General features: G+C 40.1%; 15 protein-coding genes and 6 tRNA genes. 10 read left to right on the top strand and 11 right to left on the bottom strand.

From position 1 onward, the window contains the following. A partial coding sequence (locus J678_RS21485; RefSeq protein WP_033855848.1) for a hypothetical protein occupies positions 1–230 on the bottom strand: 230 nt, incomplete at its 3' end. 274 nt (positions 231–504) lie between these two features. On the opposite strand from J678_RS21485, the gene J678_RS21480 reads away from it, so the two are divergent. Further along, on the top strand, positions 505–1,452 hold the full coding sequence (locus tag J678_RS21480) for a hypothetical protein (RefSeq protein WP_031956512.1): 948 nt from the start codon (positions 505–507) through the stop codon (positions 1,450–1,452). 92 nt (positions 1,453–1,544) lie between these two features. Here the strand turns inward: J678_RS21480 and J678_RS21475 are convergent. From J678_RS21475 to J678_RS21430, 10 genes are all read right to left on the bottom strand, one after another. Further along, positions 1,545–1,620, bottom strand: a tRNA-Glu gene (locus J678_RS21475). Positions 1,621–1,648: 28 nt separating this feature from the next. Then, positions 1,649–1,724, bottom strand: a tRNA-Glu gene (locus J678_RS21470). A 28-nt stretch (positions 1,725–1,752) separates the two neighbouring features. Then, positions 1,753–1,828, bottom strand: a tRNA-Glu gene (locus tag J678_RS21465). Positions 1,829–1,856: 28 nt separating this feature from the next. Beyond that, positions 1,857–1,932: transfer RNA gene (locus J678_RS21460), tRNA-Glu, on the bottom strand. A 134-nt stretch (positions 1,933–2,066) separates the two neighbouring features. Then, the gene (locus tag J678_RS21455) at positions 2,067–2,951 is read right to left on the bottom strand and encodes a hypothetical protein (protein ID WP_004711635.1); all 885 of its coding nucleotides are present in this window, start codon (positions 2,949–2,951) and stop codon (positions 2,067–2,069) included. Positions 2,952–3,067: 116 nt separating this feature from the next. Next, positions 3,068–4,486 (bottom strand): amino acid permease, encoded by a 1,419-nt coding sequence (locus tag J678_RS21450; protein WP_031956539.1) that lies wholly within the window; start codon positions 4,484–4,486, stop codon positions 3,068–3,070. A gap of 131 nt (positions 4,487–4,617) precedes the next feature. Then, positions 4,618–4,693, bottom strand: a tRNA-Glu gene (locus J678_RS21445). 25 nt (positions 4,694–4,718) lie between these two features. Then, positions 4,719–4,794, bottom strand: a tRNA-Ala gene (locus J678_RS21440). Between the two features lie 57 nt (positions 4,795–4,851). Further along, a complete protein-coding gene (gene gltX / locus J678_RS21435; RefSeq protein WP_032027508.1) occupies positions 4,852–6,360 on the bottom strand; it encodes a glutamate--tRNA ligase in 1,509 nt (502 codons plus the stop codon). 117 nt (positions 6,361–6,477) lie between these two features. Further along, positions 6,478–6,777, bottom strand: a complete 300-nt coding sequence (locus J678_RS21430) for a hypothetical protein (protein WP_031956437.1) — start codon at positions 6,775–6,777, stop codon at positions 6,478–6,480. Between the two features lie 401 nt (positions 6,778–7,178). Here J678_RS21430 and J678_RS21425 point away from each other — a divergent pair, with 401 nt between their 5' ends. The 9 genes from J678_RS21425 (at position 7,179) to J678_RS21385 (ending at position 16,754) form a co-directional block, all read left to right on the top strand. Then, positions 7,179–8,177 (top strand): sulfate ABC transporter substrate-binding protein, encoded by a 999-nt coding sequence (locus J678_RS21425; RefSeq protein WP_031956434.1) that lies wholly within the window; start codon positions 7,179–7,181, stop codon positions 8,175–8,177. Positions 8,178–8,403: 226 nt separating this feature from the next. Beyond that, positions 8,404–9,327 (top strand): 16S rRNA (cytosine(1402)-N(4))-methyltransferase RsmH, encoded by a 924-nt coding sequence (gene rsmH, locus J678_RS21420; RefSeq protein WP_032027507.1) that lies wholly within the window; start codon positions 8,404–8,406, stop codon positions 9,325–9,327. Next, positions 9,327–9,659 (top strand): cell division protein FtsL, encoded by a 333-nt coding sequence (locus tag J678_RS21415; RefSeq protein ID WP_002051754.1) that lies wholly within the window; start codon positions 9,327–9,329, stop codon positions 9,657–9,659. Before rsmH ends, J678_RS21415 begins: the two co-directional genes overlap by 1 nt. Positions 9,660–9,670: 11 nt before the next feature. Next, complete coding sequence (gene ftsI, locus J678_RS21410; protein WP_002051677.1) at positions 9,671–11,503, top strand: penicillin-binding protein PBP3; 1,833 nt, start codon at positions 9,671–9,673, stop codon at positions 11,501–11,503. A 3-nt stretch (positions 11,504–11,506) separates the two neighbouring features. Continuing rightward, complete coding sequence (locus tag J678_RS21405) at positions 11,507–13,006, top strand: UDP-N-acetylmuramoyl-L-alanyl-D-glutamate--2,6-diaminopimelate ligase (protein WP_032027505.1); 1,500 nt, start codon at positions 11,507–11,509, stop codon at positions 13,004–13,006. Between the two features lie 8 nt (positions 13,007–13,014). Continuing rightward, complete coding sequence (locus J678_RS21400; protein ID WP_002051714.1) at positions 13,015–14,415, top strand: UDP-N-acetylmuramoyl-tripeptide--D-alanyl-D-alanine ligase; 1,401 nt, start codon at positions 13,015–13,017, stop codon at positions 14,413–14,415. Beyond that, positions 14,416–15,534, top strand: coding sequence for a phospho-N-acetylmuramoyl-pentapeptide-transferase (gene mraY, locus J678_RS21395; protein ID WP_002051726.1), 1,119 nt, complete (start codon positions 14,416–14,418; stop codon positions 15,532–15,534). Positions 15,535–15,594: 60 nt separating this feature from the next. After that, complete coding sequence (locus J678_RS21390; protein WP_002051722.1) at positions 15,595–15,927, top strand: hypothetical protein; 333 nt, start codon at positions 15,595–15,597, stop codon at positions 15,925–15,927. 2 nt (positions 15,928–15,929) lie between these two features. Further along, the gene (locus tag J678_RS21385; RefSeq protein ID WP_004884737.1) at positions 15,930–16,754 is read left to right on the top strand and encodes a putative RNA methyltransferase; all 825 of its coding nucleotides are present in this window, start codon (positions 15,930–15,932) and stop codon (positions 16,752–16,754) included. The last annotated feature ends 17 nt before the right edge of the window (positions 16,755–16,771 follow it).

Genomic DNA, 16,771 nt, shown 5'->3' with positions numbered 1-16,771 from the left:
CCCGCCCCTAGAGTCACAACAAAAACAACGACCGTTGCAATTTGTAGAGAAGTGCCTGCACCATTGCCAAAAATCCACATAAAAATACTAATTACAACCAAGAGTAATAGTACAAAAATGGCAGGAACTAAAATCACTAAGCTCTTAGGCACAACAGGTTTGGCACTGTTAACACCTTGGCTTACTGGCATAATTTTAACACTTTGACATTGAGGGCAACGATATTGCATGACAGCTCCACATTAAATTTGAATCTATTCTAACGGAAATGCAAAGAAAGGAAAAAAATTGTAGGGCTTTTAAAAAGTGATATAAAAGTTAGATATAAAAATACTTTTTTGAAACAAGCATATATGAAAAAATGATGATTTATGCGTACACATAAAAGTTAAAATAGTACCGTAGAGCATGCTAATCTAGATAAAAACCAAGTGTGTTCAACACTGGAAATGAGCTGAAAAGCTGATTAATGGGATGCGAAAGAAATATAAAAAGGAGAGGGACTTGGGTCAAGAAGATGACAATAAGTCGGAGCCTATAACGACATCAACAGTTTCAGGGAACCCTGACCCTATAAAACTGTCATTCTCACGCCGTTTGCTGCATAAGACCTTGCAACATGCTCATGATGCCGTCGGATTTGCTAGTGATACGACACGTAATCTTGCAGAGGTTGCAGATGCAGCCTTAGATGCTTTAGACCATGTAACAACTCATACAAAGCGTGGAGTCGTTGGCATGACCAATCTGGCAGCAGGAACTGTTAGAGATATGGTCTCTGAAACCAGTGAAACTGCGCGTCAGGTTGCCTTAATTATGGCCCGTACTTTTCTAGGTAAGAGTACGCTGAATTTATATTTGCCTGAAATGCTGTTAAATAGCCAAATTCGTAAACGTATAGATCGTTCAGAAATTGATGATATTAAAGTTCAATGTGGCAATGATCGGTTTCAGGTTGAAATCGATGGGCACTATCACCGTTTCCTATATCGGCTGAGTTTAGATTTTCGGGTATTGGAATGCCGTATTGGGCAAGAAAAATTCTTACGTTTACGTCAAATGGATGAAAGCCTAGTTGTACAAATTCGACATGGTGGAACATTGTCGAATTGGGCAGTCCGTCGTATCGGCCGAGTAGGTTTCGAAGTCATTAACATGCTGCCTATACCATCACTGATTAATCATTTGATTCGTGATATTCCGGGTATTCAACGTGATGGTCACCGTATGTGGTTTATTGACCTTGAACAGGCAGGCTTTATTGATTTCATTAACAACCGTTCATGGATGGTAGAAAAACTTTTAAGCTTGACAGACTTTAGTATTTTACCGGGACTCAATATTTTGAGGGAAAGCCGGGAGCTTGTGCAGCAACTGGTAGATCAATTCGAAATAAAAGGACTACGGGTTCAATCAGGTCGTCTTGAAGTCCAAGTTGGAATTGCGAATTAAATTACATAAATGAGAAGCTGATTGATGATCAGCTTTTTTATTGCGTAGATAAGAAAAAAACCACTGTCTTCATGCAGTGGCTTTTTAGAATTTGGCGTCCCTACGGGGATTCGAACCCCGGTTACCGCCGTGAAAGGGCGATGTCCTAGGCCTCTAGACGATAGGGACTTATATGAGGCATACATCTGAAAAATATTGGCGTCCCTACGGGGATTCGAACCCCGGTTACCGCCGTGAAAGGGCGATGTCCTAGGCCTCTAGACGATAGGGACTTATATGAGGCATACATCTGAAAAATATTGGCGTCCCTACGGGGATTCGAACCCCGGTTACCGCCGTGAAAGGGCGATGTCCTAGGCCTCTAGACGATAGGGACTTATATGAGGCATACATCTGAAAAATATTGGCGTCCCTACGGGGATTCGAACCCCGGTTACCGCCGTGAAAGGGCGATGTCCTAGGCCTCTAGACGATAGGGACGTTTCAGAGGTGGGCGTATATTAGGTCGATTTAATAAAAGTGTCAAATAGTTTTCTAAAGAAATATTAAAAAAAACATTCAAGCGCTTAAAAATAACTCAAATTGTAGAAAATATAGGCATTTATGGCTAATTTTTATTGAAAAGGTTCAATAATTGCTTTGATGACTGCATGGTGTTGTAAGTACCCTACAATTTCATGGGGTTGGTTCGCAAAAGTAAAAATTTCTTGATTGATAATTGGTGGAGTGAAATTAAAAGGTGCTTCACTTAATGGGAAAGCTGTTAAAAAATCATCTTTTGAGTAGAAATTATACCAATCGCCATTGAGGCATTTTGGTCGTTCAATCGGAATAGGGAGTTTACTTTGGATCACCCGAAAAGAAAGTGGTGAAGCTAAGGTAACAAAGCGTTGTACTGAAAAGTGATAAGCCGGGTCTGATAACAAGTGAAATGCGATCACGGAACCTAAAGAGTGAGCGACTACAATACAATCTTCATCATCATGCATTTGTTTTAAAATTCTTTGATGAACTTCGTACATAAAATCAGGATTAGATAAGTACATGTAAGTTTCAATCAAGAATTGTTGAATTAAGCTCTCATGTAATTTAGGAAAATTATTTAAAAGAACCACCATTTCTTTAAGAACGCGATCTTTTACTAACTGTGAAGTCAGATATAAACGTTCTGATAAGCTTTCTGCGGGTTGATCGGGGGAAAGAGGAAGATGTGGCACAAAAGGAGTATGTTCCTTAGGTGTGTTGGCTTGTGAGTGTAAATGGATAGGCAAATGAAAGTTAAAGGATTTTGGAAGTAAGGTGTTTAAATCTAATTGATTAGAGAGTTGATATTTCGTCATTAAATCGCCATAAAAAGGCATGTGTATATGTAAATCTCTTAAATTAACTCTACAGTGCAATTGTTTTAAGCCCAGTTTAAAGACTCTTAGCCAGTGCTCTTTTAAACGATGTGCTGTGTAATTTTGTTGATTCATCCCATGGATAAATATAATTTTCATTGTATACAAGGAATTGTTTTTAATATAAATTTTAATCTACAACGGTAGATTCTATAAAGCCAGTATCTAAACAAAAAAAAGTGTAGCTTTTTGCTACACTTTTTAATTACAAGCACTTAGGCCTTATGGCGATAAAAAATAAAATAACTGATATAGCAAAGAGCCGTAAAAATTAAGCAACCTACAAAACCTGCTCGCATTTGAGGGTCTGCTGCCATACTTAAACAGGTAATAAAGCAGAATAGAAAACCTAAAATTGGGACAATAGGAAATAATGGTGCAGCATATTTTAAATCTTTAACCATATGTCCAGCTCGGTACCAGTGTCTACGGAAATTGAACTGACTTAAACAGATACTCATCCAGACAATAACCATGGTGAAAGCTGCAACGCCGAGTAAGTTTTTAAAGATGGTTTCAGGTGCAAACTGTTCCGATAACAAACCTGGGATTGCGCCAAACATGGTGACTACTAAAGCAACAATAGGTGTTCCACTTTTTGAAAGCTTGGCAAATACACTTGGAAGAAGCTTTTGTTCTGATAAAGACCACATCATGCGTGAAGCGGCATACAAACCTGAATTGGCGGCTGAGAGCAGTGCAGTAATAATTACAAAACGAATGATATCATCTGCATATGGGATACCAATGTAATTAAATACAGTAACGAAAGGACTGCTACTTACACTTTCACTGCTTAAGCCTGCAAGCTGGAAAGGGAGTAATGCACTGATCACAATAATGGTGCCGACAAAGAAAATAAGAAGGCGCCAGATTGCAGCATTAATCGCTTTAGGGACGTTTTGTGCAGGATCTTTAGTTTCACCAGCAGCCACACCAATTAGTTCTGTCCCAGAGAACGCAAAATTCACAATCAGCATGGTAGTAAAGATAGGGAGGAAACCGTGTGGGAACCAGCCTTGGGCTGTTAAATTACTAAACAGAGGAGCAGTTTGAGCGCCATGAAAAGGAATTAAACCAAAAATGGCTAATAACCCAAGCACAATAAAGGCAATAACGGTAACAACCTTAACAAGCGCTAACCAGAACTCAGATTCAGCAAATACTCGAGTTGAACTAATATTTAGTCCAAAAATCGTCACTGCAAAAATAAGTGTCCAGATCCACATTGAAATTTGCGGAAACCATTCCTGCATGAGTAGGGCAGCAGCGGTAAACTCGGTCCCTAGCGTTGCTGTCCATGTTAGCCAATACATCCATGAAATCATGTAACCTGTACTTGGACTAATGTACTTTTGGGCATATGCACCAAAAGAACCAGAAACAGGCATGTGCACAGCCAGCTCGCCTAAACAGAGCATAACCATGTAAGCAATTGCACCCCCAAGAATGTAGGCAATAATTGCGCCAATAGGTCCAGTTTGTGAAATGACTTCCCCTGAACCCAAAAATAAACCAGTACCGATTGCACCGCCTAGCGATAACATCACAAGGTGGCGAGTACTCATGGCTCTTTTTAAAGGTGCAGTACTGTTCTGATGCTGAGCATCTAGTTGATTGTCAGATGGCTGCATATTACACATTGAGAGAATTTAAGAAAGACGCTATTTTAGATAAAATAGACAAATGTGCAATCAAGAAGGTGTCAAAGAATAGACAGGAAGGTGACGATAGAGTCTTTAAAAGGAATTTTTAAAATAGAAAATGGCGTCCCTACGGGGATTCGAACCCCGGTTACCGCCGTGAAAGGGCGATGTCCTAGGCCTCTAGACGATAGGGACTTGATGAGGCAAACACAAAGGATCTTGGTGGAGCCAAGCGGGATCGAACCGCTGACCTCTACAATGCCATTGTAGCGCTCTACCAACTGAGCTATGGCCCCAGTTTGTGTGAGCGCAATATTAGGGTGAATGCGCCCACACGTCAACAAAAAAATGAATTAAGCTTCGCTAGTTGCTTCATTTTTCGGCAGTTTTAAGCTTTCATTGAGCTTTTCCCAGTTTTTCACCTCTTTTTTACTCGGTGCACCAACAATTTCTAATGCATGTCGTAAGCGAGCAAAGGTTAAATCTGGACCAAGCGTAACCATTGATTGCATAACTGGTGTTGAACTGGTTGAGCCAGCAATTACGATAAAGAAAGCAGGCATAAAATCACGTAGTTTAATACCCATTTGATTTGCCAAGTCCATTAAGGTTTGGCTAACCGTGTCATTATTCCAAGTAAACTGACTTTCAAGACGCCAAATAGCAAATTGTAAGCTTTGGCGAACTTGTTCTTGAGTCAATTTTTTACTTTCAAACATTTCGGCTGTAATTTGTGGCATATGGTTAAAGTAGAAACCAGCCCAATTTACTGCTTCAGAAAGTAAATTAATACGCGGTTGAATTGCAGCAGCAATATCTTCTAATGTATTGCGGTCACTCTTCCAAGTAAGTAAACGGTCTAGTAGCTGGCCTGGTGTTAAACCTTTAATCCATTGACCATTTAACCAATTGAGTTTTTCAACATCGAAAATTGGGCCGCCTAAAGATACACGTTGAATATCAAAGTGATCCATCATGTCTTGCAGGGTAAATACTTCACGCTCATCTGGCATTGACCAGCCCATACGGCCTAAATAGTTGAGTAAGGCTTCTGGTAGAACACCAATATCGCGGTAGTAGTTAATTGATGTTGGATTTTTACGTTTAGATAACTTCGATTTATCTGGATTACGTAGCAAAGGCATATGGCAAAGCGTTGGCATTTCCCAACCAAAGTATTGGTAAAGCAACTGATGCTTCGGTGCAGAAGGAAGCCATTCTTCACCACGTAATACATGAGTTATTTCCATTAAATGGTCATCAACTACGTTTGCTAAATGGTAAGTTGGTAAACCATCTGTTTTAAGAAGCACTTGCATGTCGACTTGTGCCCAAGGAATTTCTACTTCCCCGCGTAATAAGTCATTAAATTTACATACACCTTCTTCTGGTACTTTCATACGAATGACATGAGGTTCACCGGCTTCGAGGCGGCGAGTAACTTCTTCTTGAGAAAGCTTTAAGCCACGGCCGTCATATTTTGGTGTTTCACCACGTGCTTGCTGTTCAGCACGCATTTGATCTAGTTCTTCTGCTGTCGCGAAACAGTAAAAAGCATGACCTTTTTCAACAAGTTCTAACGCGTATTGCTTATAAATTCCCATGCGCTCTGATTGGCGATAAGGTGCGTGAGGACCACCCACATCTGGACCTTCAGACCAGTTTAAACCTAACCAACGTAATGAATCTAAAATCATTTTTTCAGATTCTGGTGTAGAGCGAAGTTGGTCTGTATCTTCAATTCTTAAAATAAATCCCCCGCCATGTTGTTTCGCAAAACACATGTTGAATAAGGCAATGTAGGCAGTACCAACATGAGGGAAACCAGTAGGAGAAGGTGCAATACGAGTACGAACTTTCATAGATAATGGGTCAAAATAAAAATTGAAACTATTATAACGAAAAAGCCCAGTATTCTGACGTTTTTATTTAACGGCAGACTGGGCTTAATTTGAAACGATGAGGGGCCGTTTCAAATATTAAGAAGTATGTGGCTGGAAGATTGCCTGAACAAAACGTGAAAAACGTTCATGCTGTGCAGCAAGAAAATTTTGAGTAGGTGTTACACGAATAGTGTTAAGTACTTTTAACTCATCATCTGTAGATGGTAGAGCTATAGTATTGCGTTTTTGCTGGTCGAGTGCTTTTTCAATAAGCGAAGACTGACGGTCCGAAACGCTTTTGCTCGGTGTATCTTTGAGTGCTGCGGCAACAGATAATTGTGATGCAAAACTGAGCACCAAACCCAAACTCAAAGCTTTTCCATACTTAGTTTTCATTTTTTACTCATCCCCTCAGTACGTACATTTCGTCTATTTTTTGAGTTTAACCCAATGTAAAATTACGGTAACGCTACGATTCAAACATAAATTTTAATAAAAAAGTAGAACTATGTCACACTTTTTACAAAAAACACCTTTATTTCACCTTGGTATCTTTTAAATGTAGCCTATCTGTATCCATTACGTCTCATTATTTAACAAATTAATGTGTAGATAAAGTGAAGACTATAAATAAACTATAAGAATAATTACAAAACTTTTCGAAATTATGAATAAAAACTAAGCAAAATTTATATCGTTTAAAGTGATTAGTAAACCTTGAATTGTTATAAGTATTTGATGGAAAAATGAAAACATAAAAATATAGTATAGTTTAAAAATGAAATTGGTTTTTATAAATGAAAAGAATAGCAATAATTGCGGTCGCTACATATATGGGGTTAGCCGTAAGTGCAGTACAGGCTGCGACTACATTTTTAAATGTTTCTTATGATCCAACCCGTGAATTTTATCAAGAATATAATCAGGCTTTTGGAAAATTCTGGAAGCAACGTACAGGTCAGGACGTTGATTTTAAACAATCCCATGGTGGCTCTGGGAAACAGGCTCGAGCTGTAGCGACAGGCCTTCAAGCAGATGTGGTGACCTTGGCTTTAGCGAATGATATCGATGAAATTGTTAAAGCCGGATATATCCAACCGAACTGGCAAAAAGAGTTTCCTAATAACTCGGCACCTTATACATCTACGGTTGTATTTTTGGTTAGGAAAGGTAATCCAAAGAATATTCGTGATTGGAATGACTTAACTAAACCTGGTGTTGAAATTATTACGCCTAATCCGAAAACAGGTGGAGCACCGCGCTGGATTTATCTTTCTGCATGGGGATATGCTTTAAAACAGCCGAGTGGAAATGATGCCAAAGCAAAAGAGCTGGTTAAAAAACTTTATCATAATGTCAAAGTATTAGATTCTGGGGCACGTGGTTCGCTGACTACATTTGCTGAGCGTGGAATTGGAGACGTTCTACTCTCTTGGGAGAATGAAGCATTATTGGCAACTAAAGGGCTTGATAAAGATAAATATGAAATTGTTTATCCATCCATTTCAATTTTGGCAGAGCCTTCTGTTGCGATTGTAGATAAAACAGTCGACAAGGACGGTAACCGTACTTTAGCTAAAGGCTATCTCAACTTCTTATATTCACCTTTAGGACAAGAGTTGGCCGCTAAACATTATTTCCGTCCACGTAATCCTCAGGTCGCTGCAAAATATGCAGCACAATTTCCAAAAATTAAATTATTTACGATTAACGATGTTTTTGGTGGGTGGGCAAAAGCTCAGCAAACTCACTTTGCCCATGGAGCCATCTTCGATCAGATTTATGAAGGGAAATAGTAGAGACAAATATAGCTAGAGTAGCCGTTTAAAAATTACTTAAACTTTTAATATTGAAGCAAGTGAACCTGAAAAGGTGAGCTTGCTTTTTTATTTTGCTTAAAAAATGCAAAGAAAACGGTTTTCTCTATGAAAAATTAATATTTTCCTACAAAAAGCCGTTTGGTGTTCATCATAAACAAGGTGATAATGTGCAGTTACATTTTTACGCTATGATTTAACTCCTATGTCGCATATTTCTGTCTTACTTTTTGAGACCGTTGAAAGCTTATTGGCAGATCGCACAACTGGGGTGTATATCGATGCAACCTTTGGACGAGGCGGGCATACGCGCTTATTATTGTCTAAACTCGATGAAAATGCTCGAGTATATGCCTTTGATAAAGACCCTCAAGCTCTGGAAGTTGCGGCTGCTTTAGCACAAGAAGACCCAAGATTTACCATTATTCATGCAAGTTTTGCTGAAATTAAAGAAAAAATGCAGGAAATTGGGGTGCAAAGTGTCGATGGAATTATGGCAGACTTAGGTGTGTCTTCTCCTCAATTAGATCAAGCTGAACGCGGCTTTAGTTTTATGCAAGATGGTCCTTTGGACATGCGTATGGATAACTCTAAAGGATTGACGGCTGCTGAATGGTTACTTGAAATTGAAGAGGAACAGTTGGCGAATATCATTTATCAATATGGTGAAGAACGATATAGTCGACGTATTGCTAAAGCAATTAAACAAGCTGGAAAATTAGATACGACAGCACAACTGGCTGAACTTGTAAAAACAGCTCATCCAAAATGGGAAAAACATAAGCATCCGGCGACACGTACTTTTCAGGCTATTCGTATTGCTATTAACAAAGAACTAGATGATATTGAAGTGTTTTTACCGCAAGCTGTAGACTTGCTTAAACCAAAGGGGCGTTTGTCTGTGATCAGCTTCCATTCGCTTGAAGACAGGTTGATTAAACAGTTTATTCAAAAAGAATCAACGCTTGCAGAAGATTCTGGTTGGGGGATGCCTCAACAGCAGGTTGATACGAGAAGATTAAAGAAAATTTCACGGGTTCGTGCGAGTGAAGAAGAAGTAAAAGCGAATCCACGTTCACGTAGTGCATGGCTTCGGGTTGCTGAACGCTTGGAACAAAAAGGCGCGTAATGAAAAGCAGTGATGAAATCGAAACCACAGAAAATAAAGTGGTCAAAAAAGTTGTGATATATACAGTCATGGTGGCGTTGGTTTTCATCAGTGCCATGATGGTGGTATTGCAAGTGTTTGAATACCGTCATGATTATAGAGAGTTAAGCTCTTATATGCGTGAACGTGATGACCTCAATGCTGAATGGGGACGTTTATTGATTGAGCAACAAACATTTGGTGCGACTGCTCAAATTGGTACGCGTGCTGTGACACAATTACGAATGTTTTCGCCACCGGCTGCAGAAACGGTGGTAATTTCTTTACCGATGACCTCAGAGCAAAATAAGTAAGGCCTTGCTGTATGGTAGATAAGCGAACAAAGCAAACACGAAAAAAACAGCAGTCTATTTCGGAAAAACCAAGTCTTGCCTTTGATATGTGGCGGTTTTATCTGCTCTGGGCAGTGGTGCTCCTGTGTTTTGTGGTATTAATTGCACGTGCATTTTATGTTCAGATCATTAATAAGGACTTTTTACAAAATAAGGCAAATGCCAATATTTTGCGTACTGAACGTGTAGAAGCTATGCGGGGCGTAATTAGTGATCGCCACGGTGTACCTTTAGCGATCAGTAGTCCAATCATGAAAATTGTGATGGACCCACGTGATTATTTTGAAACTAAACATTTATACGATCAAATTTCGGCTGAACTAAAACAAGATCCAAAAAATCGTAAATTAAAACGCCAATTACCAGATAAAAATTTAAACTTAGATGAGCTTGCCGATGTGGTCGGTGTTGATCGTGCTGACCTTAAGAAACAGATGAATGCGCGTCCGCGTTCTCGTTATTTAGTTTTGAAAAAAGAAGTACCGCCGCAACAAGCTGACCTCATTATGAAAGGTAACTTCCAAGGGGTTTATGCAGAAAAAACTTACAAACGCTATTATCCGCAGCCACAACCAAATGCCCAAATTATTGGTTTGACTAATAGTGAGGGGCAAGGTGTTGAAGGCCTGGAAATGCAGTTGAATAAGCAGCTTTCTGGAGTAGATGGCGAACAAAAAATTATTCGTGATAAGCGTGGTAATCGTTTAAAAGTTTCTGAAGTGATTCGTGAGGGCGAGCCGGGTGAGAATATCACTTTAAGTATCGACTCTCGTTTACAGTACATTATGTATCGCGAATTGACCGCAGCGGGTGTTGCGAATAATGCACGTTCAGCAACGGCTATTGCGGTTGATGTTAAAACGGGTGAGATTTTGGCAATGACCAGTTGGCCATCTTATAACCCGAATGATAAGAATGGCTTGTCTAATAAAGATGCTATGCGTAACCGTGGTGCGATCGATATGTTCGAACCGGGTTCAACCATGAAGCCATTTACTATTTCTGCTGCATTAGAAACTGGTCAATACACACCAAATACGATTGTAAATACCTCTCCTGGTTCAATGCGTTTAGGTTGGCATACTATTCGTGATACCCATAACTATGGGGCTTTGACCGTAACAGGTGTGATTATTAAGTCTTCAAACGTGGGTTCTGCAAAAATTGCATTATCACTTCCAAAAGAGACTTTACCGACCTTCTTTAATCGTGTTGGTTTTGGTAAGCGTTCTGCTGTGAAGTTCCCAGGGGAAAGTTCTGGTTTAGTACTTCCTGTAAATAAATTAAACTCTTCTCAAATTGGTACCATGGCTTATGGTTATGGTCTAAACGCAACTATTCTTCAGCTGGCACAAGGCTACGCCATGCTTGCAAATCATGGCGTCAAAATGCCATTAAGCTTGCATAAATTAGATCAGGCACCTAAAGGGGAGCAAGTTCTTAACCCAAAAATTGCTGATCAAGTCTTGTTAATGCTTGAGCAAGTGACTATGCCGGGTGGTACAGCGACACAAGCCAATATTCCAGGCTATCGAGTAGGCGGGAAAACAGGTACTGCTCATAAATTGCGTGCTGATGGTAAAGGTTATTCAAATAGTGAATATCGTGCTTTATTTGCTGGCGTTGCACCAATTAGTGATCCGCGTTTAGCTGTTATTGTGGTTGTGGAAAATCCACAAGGTCGTTACTACGGTGGTTTGGTTGCTGCCCCAGTTTTCGCTCGTATTATGCAAGAGTCACTACGTTTAATGAACGTGCCGCTTGATAAGCCACTTAACACTCCACAAAATCCTATTCGCAGGTAAGCTATGACTGTTTCTTTTCAAGAAATTAATCCAATCGAGATTGATGCACAATGGCCTCAACAGCCATTTCATGGCTTTAATTTAGATAGTGGTAAAGTAGAAGCTGGCCAAATTTTTATTGCCTTGACCAGTTATAGCCAACCTGAAAAAACACGCACATTTGCTGAAGCAGCTTTAACAAATGGGGCACTTGCTGTAATTAGTGAAACTGAATTAGGTGTAGCGAATGAGTGGGTGTGTTCTGATGTGCGTCAGCGTATGGGTGAGTGGCAAAAAAGTTATTTACAACAAACTGATACGGTTAAACCATTACGGATTATTGCTGTAACAGGTACGAATGGTAAAACGACTATTTCTCGCCTAATTGCTGAGTTAATTAGTTCGCAACAGCAGCGCTGTGCGGTGATGGGAACGACTGGTAATGGTATTTTGCCGGATTTAACGCCTTCTACACATACTACTCTTGATGCTTTGCAGTTACAAAATGAATTACATGCTTATGCTAAGCACGGCGCAACTTTTGCTTCTTTAGAAGCGAGTTCGCATGGTCTTGAGCAGGGCCGATTAAATGGTTGTGATATTGAAATTGCTGTTTATAGTAACTTAAGTCGTGATCACCTCGATTATCATGGCACGCTAGAAGCTTATGCAGAAGCAAAGGCTCGTTTATTCCAGTTTAATTCGTTAAAAGTTGCTGTGATTAATCTAGATGATGCACATGCAGATTTAATGATTAAATCGGCGAAGAATAATCCAGCGCAACCTAAAATTTTGACTTATTCGCTTACTCAAAATACGGCCGATTATTATATTACCGATTTAAGCTATAGCTTGGCGGGGGCAACCTTTTATTTTGTGGGGCCGCAAGGGTCATTTGCTGTAGAAAGTCCATTATTAGGTCATTTTAATGTTGAAAACTTGATTGCGGCGCTGATCGCTGCTGAGCAAGCTGGTTTCGATTTACAAGCATTAGTTAATTTTGTTCCTAAACTGATTGGCGCACCAGGCCGAATGCAGGTCATTCGTGATGATGAGCGACTTTTTGTGGTGGATTATGCGCATACACCGGATGCATTGATTCAAGTGCTTAAAACATTAAAGCGTCACGTTTCGAATCAGCTTTGGGCTGTATTTGGATGTGGTGGTGACCGTGACCGTGGTAAGCGCCCACTCATGACTCAAGCAGCTTTAGATGGTGCAAATCCTGTTATTCTGACTTCAGATAACCCAAGAACAGAAGACCCCGAACAAATCTTTGCTGATATGAAGCAAGGAATAGATTTTTCAGGGCATCGTATGCATGAAATTCATGACCGTCGTGAAGCAATTAAATTTGTTACGCAGCAGGCTCAAGCTGGTGACATTGTGGTGATTGCCGGGAAAGGTCATGAAAATTATCAAGAAATTAATGGTGTGCGTCACTGGTTTGATGATGTGGTTGAAGTGCGTTCTGCGATTGATGCACAACATCATACGGTAGATGCTGCTTACCCTGCACAATAGGAAAAATTATGCATACTTCAACCACCAGTACCGTGCCTTTGGAACCGTGGACAGCTCAACAATTACAACAGGCAACGCAGGGTTACTGGCATAAAGACCAGATCCCTCAAACTGAAATTAAACGTATTTTGACTGACTCGCGTCATGCAGAAAGTGGGGATGCCTTTTTAGCATTAAAAGGTGAACGTTTCGATGCGCATAATTTTGTCGCGCAAGTCGCTGCAAATGGTTGCCAAGTCGCTATTGTTGAGCAACCTATAGATGCCAACATTGCTCAACTTGTAGTTGCTGATACTCGCTTGGCTTTGGGGCAACTTGGTGCATATCGCCGTGAACAAAATGCTCAATTGAAAGTTATTGCTTTAACGGGAAGTAGTGGTAAAACCACTACTAAAGAAATGCTAGGAAGCATCTTATCTCGTTTAGCCCCTACATTGATTACCCGAGGCAATTTAAATAATGACCTTGGTGTGCCGATGATGCTTCTTGAGCTTCGCAAGGAACATCAATATGCAGTGATGGAACTTGGGGCAAATCATCAAGGTGAAATTGATTACACATCAAAACTTGTTCAACCGCATGTCGCTGGCATTTTAAATATTGGGACTGCTCACTTAGGTGAGTTCGGTGGTCGCGATGGTATTTGCCGTGCTAAATCAGAAATTTATCGTCATATTCTACCTCACGGTGTTGCTATTGTTCCGCAACAAGATGACTTTACTACCGAGATTCGTGAAGCAGCAAAAAGTCATCAAATTATGAGTTTTGGTACTGGTGGTGATGTCTTTGCTACAGAGATTGAATTGTTGCCACAATCTGCCAATTTCCAGTTACATACACCTCAAGGTTCAAGTTTTGTAAGGCTGCCATTTGCAGGTGAGCATAATGTGCAAAATGCAACTGCTGCAGTAGCATTTGCTTTGGCATTAGGTGTTAGCCTAGACGATATTGTAAAAGGATTAGAGCAAGCACAAGGTGCGAAAGGCCGTTTGAACTTTATTCAAAAAGCGCCTCATTTATTTATTGATGATACTTATAACGCTAATCCAACATCTATGCGAGCTGCGGCGCAAGTGTTACTTCAACAAAATGGCATTAAAGTCATGGTGATGGGGGATATTGGGGAACTTGGCGATAGTAGTTGGCAAGAACATCATGATTTAGGTCGCGATCTCGCTCAGCTTCCTTTAGATCATATTATTGCAGTTGGGCAGTTTGCCTCAGCAGCTCTCGAAGGTGCGGGCCTTCATTCTACTAAATTGAAAGCATTTCAGACTCAAGCTGAGGCGCTTCCATTTTTAATCAATCTAATCCAAACACATCAACCCCAGTCCATGAGTTTCCTGTTTAAAGGTTCTCGCTTTACTCATATGGAAACGTTGATGGCTGATTTGATGGAGAAACTTTAAATGCTGTTATGGTTGTTTGAACAACTTGCGGGCTATCACAGTTCGTTTCAGGTTGTTCGTTATTTAACATTACGTTCTTTACTCAGTGTATTAACGTCACTGACCATTGGTTTGGTTCTCGGACCAATCATGATTCGTAAATTACAAGCGTTAAAATACGGTCAGGCAGTAAGTTCGTTTGCTCCTGAAAATCATGCCAAAAAAATGGGTACACCGACAATGGGAGGGATTTTAATTCTACTCTCAATTGGTATTAGTACTTTATTGTGGGCTGATTTATCTAACCCTTATGTTTGGATTGTACTTGGTGTAATGGTTGTGTTCGGTGCGGTTGGCTGGGCAGATGACTGGATTAAGATTCGCTATAAAGATAATGCGGGCTTACCTGCACGTAAGAAATTCTTCTGGACTTCTATTGCCTCACTTGGTGCTGGTATTGCGTTATATTTAATTGCAACTGAACAATCTAATTCAGAATACACAGCAAATATGCTGGATTTATTGATTCCTTTCTTTAAGAATCTTTCAATTCCACTTTCTATTGTTCCATTAGGCTTGGCATTTATTGTATTCACCTATTTAGTAATTAATGGTGCTTCTAATGCGGTTAACTTAACTGACGGTTTAGATGGTTTAGCTATTATGCCGGTGGTTATGGTGGCTTCAGGTTTAGGAGTATTTGCTTATTTATCTGGTGACATCCGTTTCGCTAACTATTTACATATTCCATATGTGAAATATACCTCTGAGCTTGTGGTGATCTGTTCTGCGATGATTGGTGCAGGCTTAGCATTCCTTTGGTATAACGCACATCCAGCACAAGTCTTTATGGGTGATGTGGGCGCTTTAGCTTTAGGCGCAATGCTTGGAACAATTGCCGTGATGGTACGCCAAGAAATCGTATTTGCGATTATGGGCGGTGTTTTTGTGATGGAGGCTGTATCAGTATTCCTGCAAATCGGGTCGTTGCGAATGCGAAATAAGCGCGTATTCTTGATGGCACCTTTACACCATCACTATGAAAAACAAGGCTGGAAAGAAACTCAAGTTGTAATTCGATTCTGGATTATTACGATTATGCTAGTTGTTTTAGGCCTAATGACCTTAAAATTGCGCTAGAACTTATTTTGGTGTCAATATAAAGCCAGTTTCTACTGGCTTTTTTTATTGGAGAGGTAAATGACAAAGGTTGTTGGGCTAGACCAATTATCTGTAATTAACCAAAAAGTGGTTAGTGATGGGGAAGTATTACCTCAAGTTGTACTTAAAGATGGTAGTCAGGTACAAACGGGAACTGTCGCGACAATGCTGCATAATATTGAACTCTATAATGCGGGACAAAGAGGGCAAATTGAAGAAGAGTTGAAGATCGCAATTCCAACTTTAATTAAAGTGGGATTGTTTGATTTGTTTGAAGTAGATGAATGGGTTTCTGGAACAAATGCAGGCCGCACATTTGTTGGAATGCACGCTAAGGCTTATTTGCAACAAAAAGAACAAGAGAACAATTAAACGTGACTACGCAAAATTTAATGTGCCCCGTATGTCGTCAGCGACTTGAGCTGGTAAACAAAACATGGCGGTGTGAACAGGGTCATAGCTATGACATTGCAAAGCAAGGTTATGTGAACTTACATGTCGTACAGCATAAACACAGTAAAAATCCCGGGGATACTCCTGAGTCTGTAGATGCACGCCGTGCCTTTTTACAGGGCGGCTATTATCAGCCTTTACAGCAAGCAGTAGTTCATTTGCTAAAGCATCTTAAAGCTAAAGCTGTACTTGATATTGGCTGTGGTGAGGGATATTACACTAGTGCGATGCAACAGGTTGTTGAGCAGTGTATAGGTGTAGATATTGCAAAAAATGCAGTACAACGTGCTGCAAAGTTAAATGCCAACGTGACTTGGGTTGTCGGTACAGGAGCAACTTTACCCGTAATTGATCAAAGTATAGATGTGTGTACGAGTCTTTTTAGCCCGATTCCACAAGCAGAAATTTTGCGCGTTTTAAAAGATGATGGGTATTTAATTGTTGTGACTCCTGCAACCGATCATCTGTATGCAATGCGTGAAGCGTTATTTGAGCAGGTTAATCCGCACACACCGCAAAAGTTTGTTGAACAACTGCAAGATTTATTTGAGTTGAAAGAACAGCAAGTTATAGATGCTCCTTTATTACTTGACCAAGAAGCTTTAAAGAATCTAATCGCTATGACGCCTTATGCGTATAAGGCATCTCCAGAGCGCCGGATGCAATTAGAACAGCAATCACACCTGAAAGTGACAGCATCTTTTCAAATCTATCTTTTTCAAAAGCGTAATAAAAAAGCCATCTAACGATGGCTTTTTTATTT

The sequence above is a fragment of the Acinetobacter sp. 1424608 genome, assembly GCF_000588255.1.
Lineage (GTDB): Bacteria > Pseudomonadota > Gammaproteobacteria > Pseudomonadales > Moraxellaceae > Acinetobacter > Acinetobacter nosocomialis.
The sequence above is the reverse complement of the archived record's forward strand: the minus strand, read 5'-3'. Positions and strand labels throughout refer to the sequence as shown.